We start from the raw sequence: 21719 nt of genomic DNA on the forward strand, positions 1-21719 counted from the left end.
GCTAGGCCCTCGTCGTTTCTGCGAGTTCCCTGAAGAAACGGTAGCAGCTGCGGCCGGCCTTCTTGGCGTGATACATCGCCGTGTCGGCGTTCTTCAACAACCGACTGACGTCTTCGCCGTGCTCCGGATAGACGGCGATTCCGATGCTCGTCGAGATGTCGATGCGGTGCGGACCGATGGCGAAGGGACGCTTGACGGCAGTCAGGACCTTGCGGGCGACGACTGCCGCATCGGCGGCCTTGTCGATCTGCGCCAGCAGAATCACGAATTCGTCGCCGCCGACGCGCGCGACGGTGTCCGAACTCCTCGGCGCACAGCCGCGCAAACGGAGCGCGACCTCCTTGAGCAAAAGGTCGCCGACATCATGCCCGAGGGTGTCGTTGACCGGCTTGAAGTCGTCCAGATCGAGGAACATCACTGCCAGCGTCCCCTGCTCCCTGCGCACCTGTGCCAGCGCCTGGAACAAGCGGTCGCTGAGCAGCATGCGATTGGGCAGGTCGGTCAGCTGGTCGTGGTGGGCGAGGTGCTGGACGCGCTCGTCGGTGGCCTTGCGTTCGGAGATATCCTGCATGATGGCGACAAAGTGTCGAATACTTCCGTCGCCGCCGGTGACCGGGGAAATGGTCAGCGCCGCGTCAAAAAGGCTGCCGTTCTTACGCCGGTTGACCAGCTCTCCGGTCCAAACCCGCCCGGCCAGAATGGTCTGCCACATGCCCTCGTAGAAGTGCCCGTCCTGCTTCCCGGAATTGAGCATTTCGCCGGGGTTGTGACCGACGACTTCGGAGGTCGCAAAGCCGGTGATTTGCGTGAACGCCGGATTGGCCCATTCGATCGCTGCCGACAGATCGGTGATCACGATGCCGCTGGCCACGGCGTTGAGTGCCGCATCGAGCAGGTGCAGGCGTGATTCGAGCTTCTGGCGGACCAGCGCATGCCGTATCGCTCGCCCCAGCGCATCGTGCTGGAACAACTGTCCCTTGGCCAAATAATCCTGCGCGCCTGCCTGCAAAGCCGCTTCGGCGAGTTGGTGGTCATCCTGACCGGTGAGAACGATGATCGGCACCGCCGGCGCGGCGGAACGCATACGTTCCACGGTGGTGATTCCGGCGGAATCCGGCAGCGACAAATCGAGCAGCACCACGTCGGGCTTGTTGAACGCAGCGGCCGCAATCCCGTCGGCGAGCGTTGACGCCCAGATCACCGGATCGTCTTCGCCAATGCGCTTCAGGCCGGCAAGACGAACATTGCTTTGAATCAGGCCCAGATCACCGGGGTCGTCCTCGATCACCAGGATCGAAATCCGCCTGCGGGTCGACTTCTTCATGCGCTACCCCCGTCTCTCCCTTGCCGACCACCGCCGGCCGACGCGAACACCAGGCCAGGCACGCCGCACGCCCGGGTGCCTGGCCTGCTCCCGCCGACGCGTTCGGCGCGGATTTCGGTGGCTCTTGTCGCGCCATCAAGGCGGTTCCCCCGGAACAATACCAGCACTTTCCCTCTGTCGCGCATCGCTGCCATCCGCGTCAGGCGCAAGATCAACCCAATGCCTTGATCGCAGCGTTTCGCGCGGGTTTGCTCACGGATCTCCTCGCTCATCGATTCTCGGGCAACCTTACCAGAGAGATCCAATACTCGCTCAGTTGACGGATCTCGACGATGAATTCATTGACATCCAGCGCCTTGGTGATATAGCCGGAAGCACCGAGGCGGTAGCTGTCGCGTACGTCACGATCGACTTCCGAGGTACTCAGGACGACGACCGGAATGTCACACAGGGCCGGATCGCCCTTGACCACGGCGAGAAACTCGCGGCCGTCCATGCGCGGCATGTTCAGATCGATCAGGATCAGGTCGGGACGCGCGGCCATGGCAAAGCGCCGACCTTCCCGCTGCAGATACTCCAGCGCCTCGCGACCATCGAGGACGTGCTGCAGTTCGACGTGAAGGCGGTTTTCGGTCAATGCCCACTTGACCAGGTGCGCGTCAGCCGGCTCATCGTCGGCGAGCAGAATAACAAAGGGCGACAGGCGTTTGCCGATCATCGTCGTTCCCGGCGAGCAGGCTGGCAGCTCGCGAAGCACGCAGCAGGCCCGAGCAGGCTCTTCGACCGCGGCGTGGCTGCCGCCGAGGCCGACCGGCAAAACGCCGCGCTCCAGCCGGGCGTGCCCGGATCGGCGGCGCAACGGACAGCCGCGGGCGCGTCCGTGGGCATCGTCAAACGCTTTCCCGTGGCAGCGGCAGTGACACACAGAAGCGGCTGCCCTGCCCCTCTCCGGGCGACTCGGCCCAGATGCTTCCACCATGATGCTCGGCTATCTTGCGACACAGCGCCAGGCCGACGCCGCTGCCCTCATAGCTGGCGCGGCTCTGCAAGCGCTGGAACACCTGAAAAAGACGGCCGATCTGCCCGCGGTTGATGCCCACCCCGTTGTCGCTAACCGTCAGGCGCCACTGCGCGCGCGCAACCCGGCTGGCCACCCGGATCTCCGGGCGTCGCCCGGCGACGCGGAATTTGGCCGCGTTGGCGATCAGGTTCTGCAGCAGGCGCAGGATTTCGTCGGGGCGCACCCAGGCGCGTGGCCATTGGCCACGGACGCTGATTTTAGCCTGCGCCTCGGCGATCGCCGGCTGCAGGAAGAGCAGTGCCTCGTCGACGATGGCCCGGGTTTCCAGCCAGGTGGGCGGCTCGCCGTGGCGACCGACCCGCGAATACTCGAGCAGCGCAACGAGCATTTGATCGAGACGGCGGGCACCTTCGATGGCGAACTTGAAGTGCTCGCGCTGCTCGTCGTCCAATTGCTCGGCAAGACTGATGCCGAGCAATTGCAGGTAACTGGCGACCATTCGCAAAGGCTGCCGGAGATCGTGCGAAATGGCGTAGCTGAACTGCTCCAGTTCGGCGTTCGAGCGTTTCAGCTCCTGCTCCGCCTGCTTGCGTTCGGTGATGTCCTGGGTCGTCCCCAGGCAGCGCAGCGGCGTGCCATCGGCGGCGCGGGTCAGATCCGCTTGCTGACGGACATGGCGCAGCGTCTCGCCGACAATGATCCGATGTTCGTGCTGGAAAACCGAGCCATCGGCGAGTGCCGCTCGCCAGACCTCCTCGACCGCCTGGCGGTCGTCGGCGCAGACGCGCTCCAGGTAACTGCGGTAACTGCCCCGCGTGCCTGCAGGCAGGCCAAAGATGCGGCAGGTTTCCGCCGACAGGCGCATTTCGTCGCTGGCCAGCTCGTAGGTCCAGCTGCCCACATGGGCGACCGACTGGGCGCGGATCAGCTTGTCCTCGCTCTCGCGGAGAACGACCAGCGTCTGGTCCAACTCGCGCACCTTCTGCTGCAGGTCGGCCTGCAGGCTTTCCTGCTCGCGCATCAGCCGATAGGTGCGGATGGCCGAGTGCACCGCGACGAAGACCCGCTCGGCGCTCAACTCCGACTTGAGCAGGTAGCCGTCGATCTGGTAGTCGCTGACCACCTGTCGCTGTGGCGCGTAGCCCGGTTGCCCGGTGATCAGGACGATCTGCACGGTACGCCGCGCCAGCTCGTCGCGAATATGACGCACCAGGTCGAGGCCCGCGCGGTCGGTTTCCATGACCACGTCGAGCAGGATCAGGGCGATGTCCGGATGGGCGGCAAGCTCGTGCTTCGCCTGTTCGGCCGAAAAAGCATCGATGAGCCGCAGCCCTCGCCCGTCGATGTGCAACTCGTGCAAGGCCAGGCGAAGAACGTGGTGCACGTCGGGCTCGTCGTCGACCAGCAGAACCTTCCAGGGGTCGTTGGCGAATTCCACGTCGACCGACGCCGCGGCGGACAAGCCGGCAAGCAAGTTGGCATCGTCGATCAACTCGGGCATAACGAGAACTCCTGTGCAAAATCCTTTCGGATGCCATGAACCGCCACCGCGACAAGCGCGCATCGAGCGCAGAACGGATCCCGGTTCGCCGAGCGCCATCGCTCACACCGCCTCGGCCGAGGCTGATAACAGACTATTACGACAGCAGCGCCGATTTCTTTAGACCTGTCAGGCAAAAGTCGGAAGTCAAGGCTCCCGGAGCCGAGGCGGGTGCTGAAAGCTCGCCGCAAGCGCGGCCTGCAGCGGCAGCACGAACTACCTCGGCGACTCCTGCATGCAGCGCTCGCCTGCTGCCGGCAAAAAGACACTCTGCTACAATCCCGCTCTTCTTCGACGCTGGCTGGCAGCGCTTGGCCAAGCCCGTGATCAGCGGTTTCCTTCTCCCCGACAGAGGCAATGATGCAACCCACAGCAAAACCCAACAACCCCAATTTCTCGTCGGGACCGTGCAGCAAACGACCCGGTCATGACCTCAACGCTCTGCAGCTCGACACCCTCGGTCGCTCGCACCGCTCGGCGCTCGGCAAGAAGGTGCTCGCGCTGGCCTGCTCGGAGACGGCGCGCATCCTCGGTCTGCCCGCGGGCTACCGTGTCGGCGTCGTCCCGGGATCGGATACCGGCGCCGTCGAGATGGCCATGTGGTCGCTGCTTGGCGCGCGTGGCGTCGACGTCCTGGCCTGGGAGTCCTTCGGTTCGGGTTGGGTCACCGATATCGTCAAGCAGCTGAAGCTTGCCGATGTGAATGCGCTCAAGGCCGACTATGGCGATATCGTCGACCTGGCGCAGGTCAACTTCGCCAACGACGTGGTGTTCACGTGGAACGGCACGACCTCGGGCGTCAAGGTACCGAATGGCGACTGGATTCCGGCGGACCGCGCCGGCTTGACGATCTGCGACGCAACCTCGGCCGTCTTCGCCATGGACCTGCCGTGGGACAAGCTCGACGTGGTGACCTTCTCGTGGCAGAAGGTCCTCGGCGGCGAAGGCGCCCACGGCATGCTGATCCTGAGCCCGCGCGCCGTCGCCCGCCTTGAGTCGTACACCCCGCCATGGCCAATGCCCAAGGTTTTCCGCCTGACCTCCGGCGGCAAGCTCAACGAAGGTATTTTTCGCGGCGAGACGATCAATACGCCATCGATGCTCTGTGTCGCCGACTACCTCGACGCCTTGCAGTGGATCGAGAGCATCGGTGGCGTCAAGGCGGCGATTGCGCGCAGCGAAGCCAACCTGGCGGTGATCGCCGATTTCGTCGCCGCCCATGACTGGATTTCCTTCCTCGCCAGTGATCCGGCGACGCGCTCCAACACCAGCGTCTGCCTGAGTCTTGAACTCGACGCCGAGCGCGTCAAGAAACTGGTCAAGCTACTCGACAGCGAAGGCGTTGCCTTCGACATCGGCTCGTACAAGGACGCGCCGGCAGGAATTCGCATCTGGTGCGGCACCACCGTCGACACCGCCGATGTGCAGGCGCTGATGCCGTGGCTGGCCTGGGCCTATGCGCAGGTGGCGGCGTGAGTCGCCGAGCACTGCAGCAGGCAAGGCGCTGGCTGGCAAGGCATTCAGCGTCATCACACAACCTCTCAATTTGAGCGACACTTTCATGTACAAGGTCAGAACCTACAACAAGATCGCGCTCAGCGGTCTCGATCGTTTCCCGCGTCAGGCGTACGAAGTCGGCAGCGACATCGCTCATCCCGACGCCTTCCTCCTGCGCAGCCAGAAGCTGCAGGGAATCGAGGTGCCACAGTCGCTGCTGGCAGTCGCCCGCGCCGGCGCCGGGGTCAACAACGTGCCGGTCGCCGAGTACGGCAAGCTGGGTATCGTCGTTTTCAACACCCCGGGGGCGAATGCCAACGCGGTCAAGGAACTGGTCATGGCCGGCATGCTGCTGAGCTCGCGGGCCATCGTCGACAGCATGAACTTCGTGCAATCGCTCGGCGACCTCAAGGATCCGGCGGAAATGTCGCCGCGCGTCGAAAAGGAAAAATCGCGCTTCGCCGGCAACGAGCTCAAGGGCAAGACGCTGGGCATCGTCGGCCTCGGGGCGATCGGCTCGATGGTCGCCGAAATGGCGCTGGCCATGGGCATGAAAGTGGTCGGCTTCGACCCGGTGTTGTCGATCGACGCCGCCTGGCGCCTGTCCAACGAAGTCAGCCGGATGGAGAACCTGCAGTCGCTGCTGGCGCGTTCCGACTACGTGTCGATGCACGTGCCGGCAGTCGAGGGCACCCGGCACATGATCAACAACGACACCCTGGCGGCGATCAAGTCCGGCGCCGTCCTGCTCAACTTCGCTCGCGACACGATCGTCGACTCGGCCGCCGTCCTGCAGAGTCTCGCTGCCGGCAGGCTGGGCAAGTATGTCTGCGACTTCCCCGAACCCTGTCTGCTCGCTCACCCGCAGATCATTGCCATGCCGCATATCGGTGCGAGCACTGAAGAATCCGAGGAAAACTGCGCGGTGATGGCCGCCGATCAGCTGGTCGACTACCTGGAGAACGGCAACATCGTGAACTCGGTCAACTTCCCGACGATCAGCATGGAGCGCAGCCCGGGCACCTCGCGTATCGTCTTCTCCAACGACAATGTTTCCGGCGTGCTTGGCCAGGTGCTCTCGGTGCTCGCCGAGAACAAGGTCAACGTGGTAGACATGATGAACAAGAGCCGCGCCGAACTCGCGTTCAACATCGTGGACGTCGAAACGCCACCAGGCGACGACGTGGCCCGCGCCATCGGCGCGGTCGAGCACGTGATTCGGGTGCGCGTGATCTGATCGCAAGACCCGCCGGCAGCGCGCCGGCGGGTACCCACGCTCACCTCCCGGCGCGCCCTCCCGGCGCTGACGATCGGGGACGGTTCAGCGCGTCCTCAGAGCCCCTTGGCCAGCCTCTTTTCCAGCGCATCAACGAGTTTTCGCAAAGCCGGTTCGGCGATCAGGCGCTTGGCCTTCTTCACGTCCAGCCAGCGCCGCTCGCGGTGACTCTCCTCCCACTCGTCTTCGGGAACGCTTTCACTGACCGCCATCGGGAAGACCGCGACAGTGCACACGCCACCCCACTTCTTGTAGTCGTAATCACCCATCGGCTCGTCGTCGAGCTGGCCACGAATGCCCGCCTCCTCCAGGGCCTCCTTGTCGGCCGAATCGCGTAGCGACAGCTCGGGTTCCTTGACCCCTTTCGGAATCACCCAGCGCGTGGCCTTGCGCGAGGCAATGAGCATGATCTGCAACTTGCCGTCGACCAGGCGATAAGGCAGAACCCCCGACTGCGTATAGAAATGATCCGGAACCGGTCCGCGTTCGTCGTCCTGGCTGCCGGCATTCGCCTTGCCCTTTTCGTCCTTTTCGTCCTTTTCGTCCTTTTCGTCCCTGGCGTCCCTGGCGTCCCTTTCGTCGGGCAGCTCGTCGGGGACCTCGCCGGGTCGGGTCACCGAGACCAGCGTCGCGCAGCCGCGCGCCAGCTTCGGCCAATCGGCGAACACCTCCAGATGCGCCAGCGCCGAGGTCGGCAGGACCTTGCCGTCGTCGGGGATTTCGAGTTCGCCGTCGGACAGGTAGGCAAGCAGATCCTCCAGGCCGGGATTGTGTCCGACCAGCATCACTCGCTCGGCGCCCTGCGGGCAATCAGCCAGCGCCGCGAGCAGGAACTCGGCCGGTGCGGCATAGATGCGCTCGTCCCAGCGCACCTTCTTCAGCGACAGTCCCATTGCCTCACAAGCCGCCTCGGTCGTCGCCCGGGCGCGCTCGGCTGGCGAGCTGAGGACGACATCCGGACGCAGCTTGCGGTGCCTGATCCAGGCGCCCATCTTGCGGCTACCGAGACGACCGCGGCTGACCAGTGGGCGATCAAAGTCGTCCTCGCCGGTGGTCCAGTCCGATTTTCCATGCCGCAACACCAGTAATGTCTTGCCCTTCATTCTCAAACTCCTTCTGCGCGCAGCGATTGGTGAACAAATGGGCTGCAAAGCCAACCCCGAAAAGCACCACGCGGTGGCGCCGGTGGAACAGCAATGATAACGGAAGGCGCCGCCGCTCCGCAGGGGCGAAGCGTGGCGGCGGCGTGTGGCTGGGCGTGGTCAGCTGCCGGCAGGCTCACGCGCTTCCGGCGCGCAGCGTTTCCAGCGGCGCGCTCTGCAGCAGTCGCGAGGCGGCAAACCAGCCGGCGCCGGTGACCAGGGCCGCGCCGCCGACAATGGCCGCCAACGGTAGCCAGAAATTGATCGCCACCTCGAACTGGAATGCCTCGCGGGCCAGAAACTGCCCGATGGCAATGGCTCCCAGCGAGGCAATCAGACCGGACAGCGCGCCAATCGCTGCAAACTCGGCCAGCAAGGCGCGCCTCAGCTGTTCCCGACGGGCACCCAGGGCACGCATCACCGCCAGTTCGTAGCGCCGCTCCTGTGCTGCCGAGGCCAGGGCGGCGTAGAGCACAACGACGCCGGCAGCGAGCGTGAACAGGAAAATGAACTGCACCGCCTGCGCCACCTGATCCATGATCGACTTCAGCTGGCGCAGGATGGCGGCGACGTCGATGACCGTCAGATTGGGAAACTCGGCCAGCAACTGGTTGACCAGATCCGCTTTCTCGGCGGGCAGGTGAAAACTGGTGATCCAGCTCGCCGGGTAGCCTTGCAGAACTGCCGGCGGCGTCAGCACGAAGAAATTGACGCGCATCGTGTCCCAGTCGACCTTGCGCAGGCCAACCACGCGCATGTTGACCGTCTCGCCAGCAATGTCGAAATCGATGCGGTCGCCTACGGACAGGCCCAGCGTTCGCGCCAGACCATCCTCCACCGAAGCCGCCGCCTCGTCCCTGCCCTCGAGATCGGCCGCCGAGAACCAGCGTCCGCCACTCAGGTGGTTGCCCGCGGGCAGGTCGGCACGCATCGACAGATTGAACTCGCGTTCGATCAGGCGTTGTGCGCGATCATCGCGGTAGTCGGCGGCGCTGACCGGGGCCCCGTTGATCGTCGTCAGACGCCCGCGAATCATCGGCGCCAGTTCTGGCAGCAATCCGCGTGCGGCCAGCGCCGCGCGCACCGGCGCCACCTGTTCGGGTTGGATATTGACCACGAAACGGTTCGGCGCATCGGGCGGAACGGCTCTCTGCCAGGCGTCGAGCAGATCGCCACGGGTAACGGTCAGCAGGATCAGGGCCATGAAACCGAGGGCCAGGGCGACGATCTGCACGACGCTGGCCGACGCCCGCCGTTCGAGGCTGGCCAGACCATAGCGCCAGCCGATGCCACCAGAGGTGCCAGTGCCGCCGCGCGCCGCCGCAGCCAGGCGGATCGCCAGGCGGGCAATCAGCGAAAACACCAGCAGCGCCGCGCTGAAGGCGGCGACGACGTAGGCGCCAAGCGCGATTTCGCCGGCAACCCAGAACATCAGACCCGTCAGAACCATAAAACCGATGAGATAGCCACCCAGCAAGGCTGCCTGCGGATTGCCCAGTTCGCCGCGCAGGACGCGCAGCGTCGGTACTTTCTTCAGTTGCAGCAAGGGCGGGACGGCAAAACCGAAGAGCAGCAACATGCCCACCGCCACGCCCTGCACCACCGGCAACAGGCCTGGTGGCGGCAACGGCGTGGCCAGCAACTGCGCCAGCCAGGCGTGCAGCGCGAAATGCGCCAGATAGCCGATAGCGCAACCGACGCCGGCAGCGAGCAGGCCGAGGACGGCGAACTGCCCCAGATAGAGACGCAGGAGAAGCCCCTGCGTGGCGCCCAGACAGCGCATCACGGCACAGGGATCGAGATGCCGCTGTACGTAGCGCCGGGCAGCGAGCGCCACCGCCACCGCTGCCAGAACGACCGTCAGCAGGGCCGATAGACCGAGGAATTTCTGCGCCCGGTCGAGGGCGATGCGAATCTCCGGGCGGCCGTTCTGCGGGTCCTCCAGGCGCTGACCACGCACCAGGCGCGCTTCGATCTCACGCTGATAGCGCTTGACGAGCGCCGCGTCGCCCGCCAGGAGCAGGCGATAGCCAACGCGGCTGCCGACCTGCAGCAAGCCGGTGGCCGGCAGATCGTCGAGGTTCATCAGCAAACGCGGCGCAACGCTGAAGAAGTTGATGCCCCGATCGGGTTCCAGGGTGAGCACCGCCGCAACCCGCAGTGACGATTGTCCGACGGCGATCTGATCGCCGACACGCGCTGCCAGCGTGGATGCCAGACGCTCGTCGACCCATAGAGTTCCCCTGGCCGGGATGCCGTCGGCGGGTGCGTCGGGAGCGTTCAGTGCCGGTGCAACGCGCAGCGAGCCGCGCAGGGGATAGCCGGCGCTGACCGCCTTGACCTCGGCCAACTGGGAACGCATGTCGGCTCCCCCGCCACGACTGACCATGCTCGGGAAGGTTTGCGTCTCGACCACCTGCAGGCCGCGCGCGCGTACCTCGTCGGCAAAAGCCGCCGGCCACGGATGATCTGCGACCAGCAGCAGGTCGGCGCCGAGCAACTGGTGCGACTGGCGTTCGAGCGCCTGGCGCACGCGATCGGTGAAGAAGCCGACGGCGGTCAGCGCCGCCACAGCGATGACCAGCGCCGCGGCCAGCAGGCGCAACTCGCCGCCACGCCCGTCGCGGCGCAGCATTCGCCAGGAAAACGACAACAGCGAGCGGAGGTTCATTTCGACACGGTACAAGATCCACCGCTCCAGGCACAAGGAAAAGCCATCCGCCTCTCGCTTGCTGCCTGGCGCACTGTCAATGGCCGAGGGCCTGTCGCCGCCGGCCATGGCAATCAGGACAGTCGGCGGTGTTAGACTGGCACTCTGCGACATCAACGGGGAGCGCTGTGAAGGCCCGGACACCTAGCCAGGCGTGCTGCTTACTGCTTCTGGGACTCGCCGCCGGCGTGCTGGCACACGCGGGTGAACGCGTCCTGCGCGTCGCCATCCTGACCAACTCCCCACCGATGTCGTACACCGACGCAAGCGGCAAGCCAGCGGGTTTCAACGTCGGCGTGGCGCGCGCCTTGTGCGAGGCCATGAAAGTCCGCTGTGAGTTGACCGTTGTCGAACTTGCCAACGTCGTCGATGCCGTGGCTGCCGGTGAGTTCGACTTTGCGGCGGTCAGCCTGCTCGCCACGCCGGCACGCCAGGCCAGGGTTCTCTTCTCGAAACCGTATTACCGCTCGAACAGCATCTGGTTTTCCCAGCCGGGCGTCAAGCCAGGCGCGACGAGCGCCCGTGTCGCGGCGGTCGCCGGCAGCGCGCAATATCGCTATGCCAGGGCGCAAGGCTGGAACGTCGTCGCCGTCGACCATCACTCTGCGCTCCCTGCCTTGCTCAGCGAAGGCAAGGTCAACGCGGTGCTGCTGCCGATGGCCACCTCCCTGAGCTTGCGCGCCAACCCCTTGATCCAGTCGCTTGGCCTGGAGACGACGGTCTTGCAAGCGCCTGAGTTGAGTGGTGACGTTGGCTTCAGCATCGATCCGCGAAATCCGCAATTGCGCGACCACATCAACGCCGCCTTCGATCAGATAAAACGCGATGGGCGCTTCGATCGCCTGAACACCGAGTACCTTCCCTTCCGCTTGCAGTAGTCGAGGAAACGACCGTTGACCGCTCTCCTGCGCACTCTTCGCGGCGCCCTCGCTGTGGACTGGCGAGCATTCCTCCGTGCGCAGTGGACGCAGCGCAGCTGGCCTGCAGGAAAGGCTCTTGGCTGGCTTGGCGCGTTCTTCGGCGTGGCCTTCCTGGCGCAGATTTTCTGGCTGGCGAGCGACCAGCGCCAGGTACTGGAGAGTTCCGAGCGCCTGCTGGAACGAACCGTCCCGAGCACGCTGGAACACTTTCGCGTGGCGCGGAACCTCGAACAACTGCGCCTCGAAGGCGAGCGCGTTTTTTCGCGCCGCACGCCCGTCGCGCGCCAACAGGCCCGGTTCATCGTCAGCCTGCTGAGCAGCCACCCGGCGATGCTCGCCGACAGCAGAGTCGCCGCGCTGGCCAGGGAGGTTGACGCTTTTCTCAGCCAGGCCGCGCGCCAGGGCATGAGCGAGCAGCGTTACGCCGAATGGCAAACACTGTCCAGTCGCTTGAGCCTGTTGGCCGACGATATCTCGACCGAAGGCGTCAATCTGGCCAGCGGCGACCTGCAGCTGATGACGACGACCATGCTGCGCAGTCAGGTCAAGCTGGCGCTGGTTCTGGCGTTGGTCGCCCTCTTTGTGGGCGGCTTCCTCTTCCTCATCCACCGGCATTTGATTCGCCCCTTGCAGGAAATGGACGATGCGCTGTGCGAACTGCGTTCCGGGCAGGCGTTGACGCCATTCTCGACGACCGCGATGGCCGAGATCCGGGCCGTCGAAGGGGCTATCGGCCAGTTGCGTGAGGCCATGCACGCGAACGACGAGGCGCGCCGGCAACTGCACTTCCTGGCTACCACTGACAGTTTGACGGGGATGTTCAACCGCCGCCATTTCATGGCCCTCGCCGAGGACGAGCTCAGACGCGCTCACCGCTATGGGCGGCCAATCTGCGTCGGCATGGCCGACCTGGACAATTTCAAGGGCATCAACGATGGCCACGGACACGCCGTCGGCGACAGGGTCTTGCAGTCGCTCGCCGAGTTGTTTGGCCACACCTTGCGGCAGTCCGACTGGGTTTGCCGCTACGGCGGCGAGGAGTTCGCCTTCCTGTTTACGGAAACCACGCTCGACGAGGCGCATCGCCTGGCCGAGCGACTGCGTCAACATGCGGCGGAAGCGTCGATCGACGTGGGTGACGGCAGCGGCGGGCTGCAGCTGACCCTCAGTCTCGGTCTGGCGGACGCCTCCACGGAGTCGCTCGAGGCGGCTCTCGGGCGTGCCGATACCGCTCTTTACGCGGCCAAGGAAGAAGGGCGCAACCGGGTCGTCATCGCAGCTTCCGCCACAACGGCGAGACCCCTGCCGGAGCAAGGCAAGGACCCGGATTCACCGGCCGACGAACGCGGGCGCAAATGATCCGCGTGCGGCACCCCGCGAACCTGTACTCGGGCCGTCCCACCCGCTCGCCAGGCGCCCGGGCCGTGGCGTCGGAAAAGCCGGCAAGCGCTCGTCGAGGCTGCGCCTGCTGCGCAGGCGCGCACGCCGGGAGCACGCTTCACTCGGCACGCAAGACCACCTCGACGAGGTGTTCGCGATGGTCGTCGACGAGCGGAATTTTCCGGTCGTTTCGTTCTTCGCCGTCAACCGTGACGCTCATCGACCCGTGCGCACCGTGCTCGTCAATGCCCTCCTGGGAGACGGCAATGTGATAAACGGTTTCCCTGTAGCGGTAGTGGATCTTGAATGACGGCCAGTTCGCGGGCAGGCACGGCGCGAGATTCAGCCGGTCCCCCTCCAGCCCGAGGCCGAGAAGGGATTCGACGATCAGCCGATACATCCAGCCGGCCGAGCCGGAGTACCAGCTCCATCCGCCGCGCCCGGTGTGCGGGGCGAGCGCATAGACGTCGGCAGCCATGACGTAGGGCTCGACCTTGTAGATGGCGACGGCTTGCGCCGAGGTGGCATGATTCACCGGGTTGATCATCGCCGTCAGTTCCCATGCCCGCCGAGCGTCGCCCAGGGCGGCAAATGCCATCGCTGCCCAGATCGCACCGTGCGTGTATTGCCCGCCGTTCTCGCGCACGCCCGGTACGTAGCCGCGAATGTAGCCAGGGTCGAGATTCGACTTGTCGAAGGGCGGATCGAGGAGCTGGATGAGCGCGTGCTCGCGGCGCACGAGGCGCTCGTCCACCGCCCGCATGGCCATCCGCGAGCGCAGCGCGTCGCCCGCCCCGGAGAGCACCGACCAGCTCTGCGAGATCGAATCCAGCTGGCATTCGGCGTTGCTTGCCGAGCCGAGCGGCGTGCCGTCGTCGAAGTAGCCGCGACGGTACCACTCGCCGTCCCAGCCATGGCGTTCGAGATTCTGGCGCAGCCGCGCGCCCTCCGCCGTGCAGCGCTCGGCGAAGGCCAGGTCGCCCTTCGCCCGCGCCAGGGCGCTGAACTGCCCGAGAACTTCACACAGGAAGAAGCCGAGCCAGACGCTCTCGCCCTTGCCGCCGATCCCCACCAGATTCATGCCGTCGTTCCAGTCGCCCGAGCCGATCAGCGGCAGGCCGTGCTCGCCGAAGCGCAGGCCGTGGCCGATGGCGCGCACGCAGTGCTCGTAGAGGCTGGCCGCCTCGGTAGAGCGCCCGGGCAGGTCGTAGTAGGAATCGTCGCCCGGGTTTACCGGGCGGCCTTCGAGGAAGTGCACCTGTTCATCGAGCACCCCGGTGTCCGCGCTGCTGCTCACGTAGCGGCACACCGCCAGCGGCAGCCACAGGTAGTCGTCCGAACAATGCGTGCGCACGCCGCGGCCCGACGGTGGATGCCACCAGTGCTGGACATCTCCCTCCTGGAACTGACGGCTGGCACAGAGCAGCAGGTGCTCGCGGACCAGCCCGGGCTCGACGTGGATGAGCGCCATCACATCCTGCAACTGGTCGCGGAAGCCGAAGGCGCCGCCGGATTGGTAGTAGCCGCTGCGCGCCCAGAGGCGGCAGGCCAGCGTCTGGTACATCAGCCAGCCGTTGGTCAGGACATTCACCGATGGGTCAGGTGTTTCCACCTGCACCGCGCCGAGCGTGTGCTTCCAGTACTGCCACACCGCTTCGAGTGCGCTGCGCGCGGCCGATGGGCCGCGGAAGCGCTGCACAAGCCTGCCGGCGTCATCGGCGTTGCGCCCGACGCCAAGCCGGAAGACGATTTCGCGCGCCTCCCCGTCGGCCAGTTCGAGGCCGACCTGGATCGCGCCGCAAGGATCCAGGCCGGCGCCCACCCTGCCGGACAGGTGCGAGCGTCGCATGCCGGACGGATTTCTCAGCGTGCCGTTGCGGCCGAGGAATTCCGTACGGTCGCCGCTCAGGTTGCGCCTTAGGTCATCGACGTCGAAGAAGGCAAGGCGATCGGCAAATTCCGCGCTGTAGGGATTTCTGGCGAACAGGGCGCCGCTGCGCGGATCGATCTCGGTAACGACATGCATGGCCGTTTTCGCGGGCACATCTCCCAACACCCACTCGACATAGCCGGTCGCGGAGAGCTTGCGCGGCCGGCCCGATTCGTTGCGCACTTTCAGCACCGAGAACTTGACGGCGGCATCGATGGCCACATAGACCCACAGTTCGGAGCGAATGCCGCCGGAGCAGTGTTCGAAGACGCTGTAGCCGAATCCGTGCCGGCTCACATAGGGCGCCGCTGCGCGCACGGGCAACGGCGTCGGCGACCAGAACTGGCCGCTCTCTTCATCGCGCAGGTAGAGAGCTTCGCCGCTGGCGTCGCACACCGGGTCGTTGTGCCACGGAGTGAGACGGAATTCGTGCGCGTTCTCGCTCCAGGTGTAGCCGACGCCGTTCTCCGAGACGACGCTCCCGAAGTTTGGATTGGCCAGGACGTTGACCCACGGCGCCGGCGTCACCTGGCCGGGCGCCAGGCTGATCACATATTCCCGCCCATCCGGGGTGAATCCTCCCAGCCCGTTGAACAGGATCAGATCGCCGCGCGGCGTCTCGCTGGCGCCGGGCGTGTCGGGCCGGTCCTCGCTGCGCTGGGCTCGCCTTGCCAGCAGCCGGGGCACGCGCGGCGCGGCGAGCCGCCGGTCCTCGCTGCGCTGGGCTCGCCTTGCCACCAGCCGGGGCACGCGCGGCGCGGCGAGGCGACGATAATCGAGCTGTTCGGCCAGCGTTCCCCGGCCGTCCGAGATGACCGCACGCGCCACCGACTGGAGCAGGACGCGATCTTCGCTGGCGATGTGCTCCGCAGACCTTACGAAGATGCCGCCCGGCCGGTCGATGACGCTCGCTTCGATGCCCGAGGCGATGAATCCCATGATCTGTTCCTGCAATCGCTGCCGATAGCCGGCGTGATCCTCGTTCCAGATTACCAGGTCCACCGCCAGTCCCTTCAGGCGCCAGTAGGCGTGTGCCTGTACCAGCTGGCGCACGAGATCGATATTGGCGGCATCGCCGATCTGCAGCAGCACGATCGGCAGATCGCCGGAGATGCCGTAACCCCACAGCCCCGACTGCCCGCGGCGATTCGTGCTCAGCAAGGCCGCGTCCGCGCGCAGCGAAGCGTTGGCGTAGATGACGGAACTGGCCAGGCGCGCGTAGAGCTGCGCATCGGCCTCGCTGGCGTTGAGCTGCCGCAGCACCACCTGGCTGTGCGTCCAGGTCAGATCGAAGACGCGGTCGGAGAGGTGCCGGTCCTGGTATTTCTCGATCAGGCTCAAGGCCATGTCGCGCGAGCTGCCGATGCCTGAAACCATGTCGATGGTCACCGTTTGCTCGGGATCGAGGACCAGCGAACAGCGGATGGCGACGATTGGATCGAGCACCGAACCAGCGCTGCCGGAAAGGGCCGCGGGGTCGCTCATCGCCAGGGGCGCAGCAGAACCTCTCCCCCGGCCGATAAAGCGCAGGCGATCGGTCTCGTAGGACATCTCGCCGATACCGGCCCCGTGCGCCGTCATCAGATGGAACATCCAGGGCGCCTGCTCGCCGAGCGAGCGGGGCCGGCGGGTGCACAGGATCGCGCAGCATTCGCGCAGGATCTCGGTCTGCACGAACAGATTGCTGAAGGCCGGATGCAGGACGTCCGCGGCCGGCGGCGCGATCACCACTTCCGCATAACTGGTCACGTCGATTGCCCGGCGTTGTCGCGAGCGGTTGGTGATGCGCACCCTGCGCAACTCGATGTCATCCTCCGGCGAGACGATGATCTCGGTGTGCGTTTCGAATTGGCCGTCGTCCGCGCCATCGCCGGCAGCCACGGAAGCAACGGAATCACGGCGGCGAAATTCGGCCCGCCCCTCGGAAAAGATCGCTTCGTAGTGCTCCGGCCGCTTGTCCGTCGGCTGATACGCGGTTGACCAGAAAGCAGCACTCTGCGCATCGCGAACGTAGCAGACGGTGCCCCAGTGATCGCAACTGGGATCTTCGCGCCAGCGCGTGACGGCGAGATCCTTCCAGCGGCTGTAGCCGCCGCCGGCATGGGTGACCATCACGTGATAGCGGCCGTTGGACAACAACTGCACCTCCGGGACCGCGGTGTCGGGGTTGCCGAACACCCGGATCGGCGTTTCCGCCGCCAGCGACGGCGAGCGCACCGCCGAGAGTTGGGCGGTGTGCGTAAACAGGGCCGTCGTCCGGGGAATGCGCTCCTGGAGCAGCAGCATGATCGCCTGGAACAGCGGCTCCGATTCGAATCGCCGCTGCATCGGACGCTCGAGCACCAGATACGCCAGCGCGAGCAGGCTCATGCCCTGGTGATGGGCCATGTGCGAGCGCACCACGACGTGCGCTTGCCCGCGTCGCTGCCGTGCAGGCGTGTAGTCGATGGCTTCGAAGAAGCCGAACTTGCCGATGAAGCCCTCGGCCGCCAGGCGCTGCAGATTGAGGCACGCCTGCTCGGGCGCCACCATCAGCGCCAGGGCCGAGGCGTAGGGCGCAATGACCAGGTCGTCGGCCAGTCCGCGCTTGAGTCCCAGGCCGGGTACGCCGAAGGCGCGGTACTGGTAGTTGAGATGCACGTCGACGGTGTTATAGCCCGATTCCGACATGCCCCAAGGCACGCCACGCAGCTGCCCATACTCGATCTGCCTGGCCACGGCCGCCTTGCAGGTCTGGTCGAGGAGCGTATTGTCGTAGGTCGGCATCACCAGTAGCGGCATCAGGTACTCGAACATCGAACCGCTCCAGGAGAGCAGAACCGGTTCTCCGTCGCCGCCGGTGAGCAGGCGCCCGAGGGCGAACCAGCTCTCCTGCGGCAGTTGCCCCTGCGCAATGGCCACGAAGTTGCACAACCTCGCTTCCGAGGCCAGCAGATCGTAGTAGCCCGCGTCGACGCGCCGCTCTGCGACGTTGTAGCCAATGCTCAAGAGATGGCGCAGCCTGTCGTACAGGAAGTCATACTCCATGCGTGCGAGTTGCAGGCATTGCAGTGCCAAACGCTCGATCGCGGCCATCCTGTCGCCGGCCCGGTCACTACCGGCCATGGCCAGTTCGCGCAGCGTCGGTATGGCAGCGCCAGCGGCGAGCCCCTCCTGCGCACCCGCAGCCGACGCCAGACCTTGCCGCGGAGCGAGGAAGCAAAGCTCGTCGAGCGCCTCGCGGCATTGACGCGCAAGCGCCTGCGCCCACCCCTCGTCGCGACCTTTTCCTTCCTGCCCGGGCGTCGTGACCTCCCCGCCATGCGGACTTTTCGCCACCTGGGTGGCCAGTTCGGCGGCGCTGGTCGCCAGACGCGCGAGGCATGCATGCGCCGCCGTGAGGCTCTCCGGAGGGGCAGCCGACGCGGATTCCAGTTCGTTCCGAAATGCCTTCGCCTGCTCGACGCCAGCTTCGCCCGCCGCGTCGAGAAAAATCCGCAGCGTGTCGCCCAGGCCTGCGAACAGCTGTGCCGGCAGTATCCTGTCGTCGGCAAGGGCGAGCAGACCGGCGCGCAGGGTGAGCAAGTGGCCGGCAAGGTTGCCGCTGTCCACCGTCGAGATATACAGGGGCAGCAGCGGCTGCAGCGTCTGCGTGTCGTACCAGTTGTAGAAGTGCCCGCGGTGTCGTTCCAGCGCGTCCATCGTGTTCAGGGTGTTCGCCGTGCGCTCGATGACCTGTCCGGCTACGATGTAGCCGAAGTCGTAGGCGGAAAGATTCGCCAGCAGCGCCAGCCCGATGTTGGTCGGCGACGTGCGATGCGCCACCGCGGCAACGCGATACTCCTGAACATTGTCCGGCGGCAGCCAATGGTCGTCCGCGCCGACGAAGTGGTCGAAGAACGCCCAGGTGCGGCGCGACAGCGCGCGCAGAAAGAGCGTCTGCTCGCCGCTCAGGGTCGCCTTGCGCGGCGCCAGCGGACGGCTGACCCACCAGGCAATGAGCGGCGACGCAAACCACAGGAGGAGGATCGGCCCGGCCACCGCCAGCACCGCCGGCCTCGCTGCCGCCAGGTGGATCGCCGTCACGGCAGCCATGGCCGGGGCCAACCACATCGTCCGAAAAGTGGCTGCGAGCGTACCGCGGTCGCGCTCGCCCGCCTCGCGATCCGCCTCCCCGGACGGATTCCATTCGAGCAATCGCGAGCGCGTCGCGAGCATCCGCCAGACCGTGCGGGCGATCGCCTGCAGACTGAAGTACGCCTCGTACGGCAGACAGGCGAGTTCGAACACCAGTTGCATGGAGTGCCGGTAGGCCGAGCGCGTGATGCTTGCCAGGTGCTGCCTCACGAGCGCCTCCTCGGGCTTGCGAAAGACGTCGAGGAGAGCGGCGCACAGGGGCGGAAGCAGCATGATGCCGATCGCCGCCAGGGTCCACAACCAGGCCGGCGCCAGCAGCGTCCATCCCGCCAGAAGGAGCAGCGTCAACGCCGCGGGGACGAGACTTCGCCGCAGGTTGTCGAAGAGCTTCCACTGCGACAGCAGCGAGAGGGGATTCCTCTGCCGCGTGTTGTCTTCCCCGACAGGCGCGCCTGGAACGCGCCGGCGTAGCCATCCCGCCAGTTGCCAGTCGCCACGGATCCAGCGGGTGCGCCGGCTCACATCAGCGCTGTAGCGGGTCGGGTAATCCTCGTAGAGGTGCACATCGCTCAACAGTCCCGCGCGGGCGTAGCACCCTTCGAGAAGATCGTGGCTAAGAACGCGATTTTCCGGGAAGCGCCCGCCAACTGCCTGCTCGAAGGCATCGACGTCGTAGATTCCCTTGCCGATGAACGATCCTTCTCCGAACACGTCCTGGTAGACATCCGAGACCGCGCGCGTATAGGGGTCGATGCCCGGCTCGCCCCCATACAGGCGCGCATAGCGCGAGCGGTTGGTCGCCGGGAGGCCGATCGCCACGCGCGGCTGCAGGATGCCGTAGCCCGCGCTGACGCGCCGTTTCGCGGCATCGTAGCCGGGGCGATTCAGCGGGTGCGCCATGGTGCCGACGAATTTGCGCGCCGCATCGCGCGGCAGTTGCGTATCGGTGTCCAGCGTTATCACGTATTTAACGGACGAGAGGACCGCGCTATCCCCGACGACGAGCGCAAAGCCGTCCCTGGCGCCACCGCGCAGCAGCGCATTCAGGTCGGCGAGCTTGCCGCGCTTGCGCTCGTAACCCATCCACAACCGGTCCTCGGCGTTCCAGCGCCGCGGGCGATGGAAGAGGAAGAAGAGGTCATCCCTGATGCGGCTCCCATCAGCGCCGTACTTCTCGTTCAGCTCGCCGATCCTCTTGCGCGCCAGTTCCAGCAGCGATGCGTCCTCGGGGAGCGATTCCTCGCCAGCGTCGCGGAAATCGGTCAACAGGCCGAAGTGCAGGCGTTCATCGCGATTCGCCAGAAACCTGACTTCCAGCGCCTCGATCAGCTCCTCCACTCCGGACGCGCTGGTAAGCATCGTCGGGACGACGACCAGGGTGCGTGCGTGGGCCGGGATGCCTTCGCTGAAATCCATTCTGGGCAGGGGGTGCGGCGCCACGAGCAGCGTTGCCAGCCAGTTCACCAGCGCTACGCCCAGTTGACTGGCAGCCAGCAGAGAGACGATGCCGATCGGCACCAGCAGCCAGTCAGGCGCCCCGGCGGCAAACGCCTGGGCCAGCAAGCCTGCCGCGACGATCGCCGTGATCAGAGCGATGCCGCCCAGGTACGCGAGCAATGGGAAGCGGCCTGCCGTCGCGCACAAGGCCTCGGCGCCGGTACGGCGGACCTGCGCTGCGCGCTCGAGTTGCGGCAAACCCTTGTCGATCAGGTAGTAGCCGACGTGCCCGGCACGATCGCCAGCGCCGCTGCCAGCATCGCTCGCCACTGCACCCATGCGCGCCAGGTCGACCGCCTTGCGGGCGACCTCGACCTCGGATAGGGCCCCCTGCTTCGCTATCCTCTCGATGGCATGGCGATAGCGATCGCGGGTGGCAAAATCCATCCGGCCATAGGTAGCGCCCGGATCCTCTCGCAGCGTGTTCTCGACGACACTCTGGCTCTCGACGAATGTGCGCCAGTCCGTCGCGCCGAGAACCCGCAGACTGCCGATGCTGTTGCTGATCGAGACCTGATCGGCGGCCTGCTGCTGGTTCTCCGCTTGCACGAGGTGCTCGATGGTCAGACCCGATTCCGACAGCCGCTGCTCGATCCAGGTCAAGGGCAGTGCCAGCGTGGGACCGCGTCCCTGCAAGCGCCGTGCGAGTTCCGCGACGAAGCCGCCGACCATCGGCGGATCCGAGCATGCCATGTCGGCGATCACGAGGATCAGGCTCTTTGGATCGCTGACTGCGGTCTCCGCCATCCGCTCCGCCCAGGTCGCGGCGAGGTTTCGCTCGGCCCAACCGGCTGCGATGCGCACGCCGACGCGACGCAGATTCTCGATGACTGCCAGCCGCAGCATGATCGGGATCGCCCACAACTCGCCCAGCTTCATCGGGCTGATGCCCTGGTAGGACGCCACGAAGCCGCTCAAACTGTCAATATCCACGCGACCATCGCCGTGCGCAATGGTCTCCAGCGCGATGTCGTACACCCGCGGACGACCGGCCGACGGCCCGTGCGCCAGGCGCGGGAGTTCGCGGCTGTAGCCCTCTGGCAGGTGCCGCTTGGCGGTGCGGATCTGCTCTTCGATGAGATAGAAATTATCGAGCAGCCATTCCCCGGCCGGCATCATCCGGCGGCTCTCCGTGGCCGCCGTCGTCAGCAGTTCGCACACGTCGACCAGGGTGCTTTCGTTCTCTGCCAGCCGAGCCAGGAGCCGGTCCGGTGCCTGCCCGGCAATCAGCCTGTGCGCGGCCGCGAGCGCCTCGCCGTGCAGCGCCATTTGATCGGCGCTGTACAACTCGGAGCGCAACGGGGGTTCTGCGTCGGGTAAGGCCCTTGGCCCCCCGTCACGGCGAAGCGGGGCTTTCAGGGACCGA

Annotated in this window: 10 protein-coding genes; 4 read left to right on the top strand and 6 right to left on the bottom strand. The window is 65.9% G+C overall.

The genetic code is table 11. From position 1 onward, the window contains the following. Position 1: 1 nt before the first annotated feature. From QZ634_RS04585 to QZ634_RS04595, 3 genes are all read right to left on the bottom strand, one after another. Positions 2 to 1324, bottom strand: a complete 1323-nt coding sequence (locus QZ634_RS04585) for a diguanylate cyclase (RefSeq protein ID WP_291985973.1) — start codon at positions 1322 to 1324, stop codon at positions 2 to 4. A 268-nt stretch (positions 1325 to 1592) separates the two neighbouring features. Beyond that, positions 1593 to 2042: a response regulator gene (locus QZ634_RS04590; RefSeq protein ID WP_291985974.1), complete on the bottom strand. Its 450-nt coding sequence runs from the start codon at positions 2040 to 2042 to the stop codon at positions 1593 to 1595. A gap of 172 nt (positions 2043 to 2214) precedes the next feature. Next, complete coding sequence (locus QZ634_RS04595) at positions 2215 to 3846, bottom strand: ATP-binding protein (RefSeq protein WP_291985976.1); 1632 nt, start codon at positions 3844 to 3846, stop codon at positions 2215 to 2217. A gap of 399 nt (positions 3847 to 4245) precedes the next feature. Between QZ634_RS04595 and QZ634_RS04600 the strand changes: the two genes are divergently transcribed. Both QZ634_RS04600 and QZ634_RS04605 read left to right on the top strand, forming a co-directional pair. Beyond that, on the top strand, positions 4246 to 5361 hold the full coding sequence (locus QZ634_RS04600; protein ID WP_291988005.1) for a phosphoserine transaminase: 1116 nt from the start codon (positions 4246 to 4248) through the stop codon (positions 5359 to 5361). Between the two features lie 85 nt (positions 5362 to 5446). Further along, on the top strand, positions 5447 to 6619 hold the full coding sequence (locus QZ634_RS04605) for a 3-phosphoglycerate dehydrogenase family protein (RefSeq protein WP_291985978.1): 1173 nt from the start codon (positions 5447 to 5449) through the stop codon (positions 6617 to 6619). A 95-nt stretch (positions 6620 to 6714) separates the two neighbouring features. Here the strand turns inward: QZ634_RS04605 and QZ634_RS04610 are convergent, their stop codons facing one another. After that, complete coding sequence (locus tag QZ634_RS04610) at positions 6715 to 7761, bottom strand: histidine phosphatase family protein (protein WP_291985980.1); 1047 nt, start codon at positions 7759 to 7761, stop codon at positions 6715 to 6717. A 175-nt stretch (positions 7762 to 7936) separates the two neighbouring features. Continuing rightward, entirely contained in the window at positions 7937 to 10486 is a 2550-nt protein-coding gene (locus QZ634_RS04615) for an FtsX-like permease family protein (RefSeq protein ID WP_291985982.1), read from the bottom strand. A gap of 212 nt (positions 10487 to 10698) precedes the next feature. Between QZ634_RS04615 and QZ634_RS04620 the strand changes: the two genes are divergently transcribed. Further along, entirely contained in the window at positions 10699 to 11388 is a 690-nt protein-coding gene (locus QZ634_RS04620) for a transporter substrate-binding domain-containing protein (protein WP_291985984.1), read from the top strand. A gap of 15 nt (positions 11389 to 11403) precedes the next feature. After that, a complete protein-coding gene (locus QZ634_RS04625; protein WP_291985986.1) occupies positions 11404 to 12789 on the top strand; it encodes a GGDEF domain-containing protein in 1386 nt (461 codons plus the stop codon). A gap of 139 nt (positions 12790 to 12928) precedes the next feature. Here the strand turns inward: QZ634_RS04625 and QZ634_RS04630 are convergent, their stop codons facing one another. Continuing rightward, entirely contained in the window at positions 12929 to 21622 is an 8694-nt protein-coding gene (locus QZ634_RS04630) for a glucoamylase family protein (protein ID WP_291988007.1), read from the bottom strand. Positions 21623 to 21719: the final 97 nt, after the last annotated feature.

This window comes from Candidatus Accumulibacter sp. ACC007, from assembly GCF_907163205.1.
Taxonomy (GTDB): domain Bacteria; phylum Pseudomonadota; class Gammaproteobacteria; order Burkholderiales; family Rhodocyclaceae; genus Accumulibacter; species Accumulibacter regalis.